General features: G+C 72.4%; 4 protein-coding genes. 2 read left to right on the top strand and 2 right to left on the bottom strand.

Annotated features, from left to right (window positions below; genetic code table 11):
- Together GKQ77_RS29080 and GKQ77_RS29085 are read right to left on the bottom strand one after the other, a co-directional pair.
- Nucleotides 1–713, bottom strand: a 713-nt coding sequence (locus tag GKQ77_RS29080) for an SMP-30/gluconolactonase/LRE family protein (protein WP_219692043.1), incomplete at its 3' end; no start/stop codon positions are given.
- Nucleotides 710–1483: an IclR family transcriptional regulator gene (locus tag GKQ77_RS29085; RefSeq protein WP_219692045.1), complete on the bottom strand. Its 774-nt coding sequence runs from the start codon at nucleotides 1481–1483 to the stop codon at nucleotides 710–712. The genes GKQ77_RS29085 and GKQ77_RS29080, both read right to left, overlap by 4 nt.
- Nucleotides 1484–1659: 176 nt before the next feature.
- Between GKQ77_RS29085 and GKQ77_RS29090 the strand changes: the two genes are divergently transcribed.
- Nucleotides 1660–2826 carry a mandelate racemase/muconate lactonizing enzyme family protein gene (locus GKQ77_RS29090; RefSeq protein ID WP_219692046.1) on the top strand — a complete coding sequence of 389 codons (1167 nt, stop codon included), beginning with the start codon at nucleotides 1660–1662 and terminating at the stop codon, nucleotides 2824–2826.
- Nucleotides 2823–3836: a zinc-dependent alcohol dehydrogenase gene (locus GKQ77_RS29095; RefSeq protein ID WP_219692048.1), complete on the top strand. Its 1014-nt coding sequence runs from the start codon at nucleotides 2823–2825 to the stop codon at nucleotides 3834–3836. Before GKQ77_RS29090 ends, GKQ77_RS29095 begins: the two co-directional genes overlap by 4 nt.
- Nucleotides 3837–3999: the final 163 nt, after the last annotated feature.

The following is a 3999-nucleotide window of genomic DNA, read 5'->3' on the forward strand; positions in this document are numbered from 1 at the left end:
GTGGGGCGGGGCACGGGGAGGTTCACGGTCAGGTCGAGCCGTCCGTCGGGGGTGTAGCGGCGGACGGCTCCGCCGTTCCAGAGGGCGACCCAGACACATCCGTCCGCGTCGACGGCGAGCCCGTCGGGGTCGCCCGCGCCGTCCTCGATCACCGCGAACGGGCGCCGGTCACGCACGTGTCGTCCGTCGAAGTCGAGGACGTCGACGCGGCGGGTCGGGCTGTCGGCGTAGTACATGAGCCGCCCGTCGGGGCTCCAGCCCGTGCCGTTGCTGACGGCCACGTCGCCGAGCGGTCCGGACTGCCCGGTGACGGTGCCGTCCGGGGCGACGCGGGTGAGGCCGCCACCGCCCGGCGCCTCGTCGTAGCGCATGGTGCCCGCCCAGAGCGAACCGTCGGGCGCCACGGCGGCGTCGTTGCCGCGCCGGCCCGGCACGGGGTCGCGCACCAGCCAGGAGAAGGGCGCGCCGCCTGGGCCGTACAGGCCGATGCCGTCACGGAGGTTGACGACCAGGCCGCCGCCCGCACGGGGCTTCGCCGCGCCGACGTGCTGCTCGGTGGCCATGACCGTGCGGCGGCCGTCGGCGGGGTCGTACGTATGGACGCGGGAGGCGAGGATGTCGACCCAGATGAGGCGTCCGGCGGCCGCGTCCCAGGTAGGGCCCTCGCCGAGCAGCGCCTGCTCACGGACCACCACCTCGTACGCGGCTCTCACCGCGCGTCCCCGCGGTGGCCGAGGCGGACCGAGAGGTCGTCGGCGCCCTTGGCGGCGAGTTCGGCGAGTTCCTGCTCGCGCGCCTCGCTCCAGCGGATCATCGGTACGGAGATGGAGAGCGCCGCGACGACCCGGCCCGCGCCGTCCCGCACGGGCGCGGCCACGCAGCTGACGTCCGGGTTGGACTCGCGGTGCTCGACCGCGATCCCCCGCTCGCGGACCGTGGCGAGCGTGGCGAGAAGCTCGTCCGGATCGGTGATGCTGGCGGGCGTCATCGCGGTGAACTCCCTGCCGTCCAGGCGGGCTTCCAGTTCCTCCTGCGGCAGCGAGGCGAGGAGCATCTTGCCGACGGAGGTGCAGTGCGCGGGCAGGCGGCGGCCGGCGGCGGAGACCATGCGCACGGCGTGCGTGGAGTCCACCTTGGCGATGTAGATGACGTCCGTGTCCTCCAGGATGGCGACGTGGACGGTCTCGTCGCAGGTCTCGGCGACCTCGCGGGCCACCTGCTGACCTTCGGCGGCGAGGTCCAGCTGCTCGGCGTAGCGACTGCCGAGCTGGTAGGTGCGTACGCCGAGGCGGTAGCGGCCCGGCTGGTCCGGAATCTGGACGAGGTAGGAACGGGCCGCCAGGGTGGTGAGCAGTTCGTGCACGGTGGTGCGCGGCAGCTGGAGCTTGCGGGTCACCTCGGGCGCGGAGAGCGTCCCGTCCCCTTCCAGGAACAGTTCGAGTATGTCCAGCGACCTGGTCACCGCGGGAACGAGTCGTCCCATGAGCCCTCCCACCCTGCGCGTCCGAAACCTCGGCCGCTGATCGATATGACGAACACAGGCTAGGCGCCCCAGACCGTTCCGCGCGACCCATTGACACGTTCCGGCCACCGTGAATACCGTCACGCCAACATTTCGAACGTGTGACGAAATACCGAACAAGTCAAGGGGCAACTGCCTTGCGCATCACGGGAATCAGCACGCATGTGGTCGGAACACCCTGGCGTAACCTCACCTACGTCCAGGTGCACACCGACGAGGGCCTGACCGGAATCGGCGAGACGCGCATGCTCGGCCACACCGACGCGCTCATCGGTTACCTCCGCGAGGCGGAGACCAACCACATCGCCGGGTCCGACCCGTTCGCCGTCGAGGACCTTGTCCGCAGGATGAAGTACGGCGACTACGGCCGGGCCGGCGAGATCGTGATGTCGGGCATCGCGGTCATCGAGATGGCCTGCTGGGACATCAAGGGCAAGGCGCTGGGCGTCCCCGTCTGGCAGCTGCTCGGCGGCAAGGTCACCGACCGCGTCAAGGCGTACGCGAACGGCTGGTACACCACCGAGCGCACCCCGGAGGCGTACCACAAGGCGGCCCAGGCCGTCATGGAGCGCGGCTACCGCGCGCTGAAGATCGACCCCTTCGGGACCGGCCACTACGAACTCGACCACGAACAGAGCCTGTACGCGGTGTCGTTGATCGAGGCCGTGCGCGACGCGATCGGGCCCGACGCCGAGCTGATGCTGGAGATGCACGGCCGGTTCTCGCCCGCCACGGCGATCCGCCTCGCCCGCGACCTCGCGCCGTTCCGCCCGGCCTGGCTGGAGGAGCCGGTGCCGCCGGAGAACCTGAAGGCGCTGGAGAAGGTCGCCGCGAAGGTGGAGATGCCGGTGGCGACCGGCGAGCGCATCCACGACCGGATCGAGTTCCGGGAACTCTTCGAGAGCCAGGCGGCGGACATCCTGCAGCCGGACGTCGGCCACATCGGCGGCATCTGGGAGACCCGCAAGCTCGCGGCCACCGCCGAGACGCACTACATGCTGATCGCCCCGCACAACGTGGGCGGTCCCGTGCTGACCGCCGCCTCGCTCCAAGTCGGCTTCACCGCACCGAACTTCAAGATCCTGGAGCACTTCAACGACTTCGCCGACGCCGACATCAAGAAGGTCGTCAGGGGCGCGCCGCGAGTCGATCCGGAGACGGGCTGCTTCGAGCTGTCGCACGCCCCGGGTCTCGGCGTCGAGCTCGACATCGACGCCGCCGCCGAATTCCCCCAGCAGCAGGCGCGGTTCGACCTGTGGGCCGAGGGCTGGGAGAAGCGTGCGCCGGGCGGGGCGAAGAGTTGAGCAGTCGCGCGATCGTCGTCGACCGGCCGGGCGAGCACCGGCTGGTCACCGGGGACGTCCCGGTGCCGGGGCCCGGCGAGGTCCTTGTCAGGGTGGCCGCCGCGGGGATCTGTATGAGCGACCGCGAGGTGTACGACGGTCATCGCGACGCCGCCTACGTCCGCTACCCGGTGATCCCGGGCCACGAGTGGTCCGGGACCGTGGTGGCGGTCGGCGAGGGCGTCGCGCCCGCGCTCGTCGGCCGCAAGACCGTCGCCGAGGGGTTTCGCGCGTGCGGCGTCTGCGAGCGCTGCCGGTGCGGGGAGACGAGCCTGTGCACCGGCGGTTACGCGGAGACCGGGTTCACCGAGCCGGGTGCCTTCGCCGACCATCTGACCGTGCCCGCGCGGCTGTTGCACCCGCTGCGGGATGACGCGGACCTGCGCGCGGCCGCCCTGCTGGAGCCGTCCGCGGTGATCGCGGCGGCCGTGCGGACGGGCCGTCCGAGCCCCGGCGAGCGCGTCGCGGTGGTCGGCGCGGGCACGCTCGGGCAGCTCGCGGTGCAGCTGCTCGCCGCGTCGAACCCCGCCGAGCTGGTCGTGGTCGATCCCCGCGGGGCCCGTGCGGAGCAAACGCGGGACTTCGGCGCCACGGACGCGCTCTCGCCCGACGAGGCTCGGGCCGTCCATGGCCGCTTCGATCTGGTCGTGGAGACGGCGGGCGCGCCGACCACCGCCGCCTCGTCGTGTCTGCTCGCGCGCCGGGGCGGGCGGGTCGTCCTCACCGGGATGTTCACGGCGGGGGCGGTCGGCATCGACCCGGTGCATCTGTCGCTGAGCCAGCTGGAGGTGCGCTCCGTCTTCGGGGCGCCGTCCTCCGCCTGGTCGGACGCGGTGCGGGCGTTCGGGCTCGGGCTGCTCGACCCGGCCCCGCTGATCACCCATGAGTTTCCGCTGGAGCGGTTCGGGGAGGCCGTCGCCCTGGTGGGCGGGGGCGGCCCGAAGACCGGGAAGGTGCTGCTGTCGCCCTGAGTTCTCGCGGCGGGCCGCGTGTGGCCGGTCGTGCCACGCGGCGGAGCCGCACATGTCCCAGCCCCGCGCCCCTTGCCGGGCGCCCTCTCACGAAATCCGCGCCCCTTGCCGGGGCGCCCCCTCACGAAATGGGAGTCCCGTGACCGCCCCGTCAGCCCCCCGG

The sequence above is a fragment of the Streptomyces anatolicus genome (assembly GCF_019400875.1).
GTDB classification, from domain to species: Bacteria; Actinomycetota; Actinomycetes; order Streptomycetales; family Streptomycetaceae; genus Streptomyces; species Streptomyces anatolicus.

Excerpts from the sequence above, each read along its gene's own strand:
- GKQ77_RS29085 (WP_219692045.1), bottom strand. The coding sequence starts at position 1,483 with ATGGGACGACTCGTTCCCGCGGTGACCAGGTCGCTGGACATACTCGAA.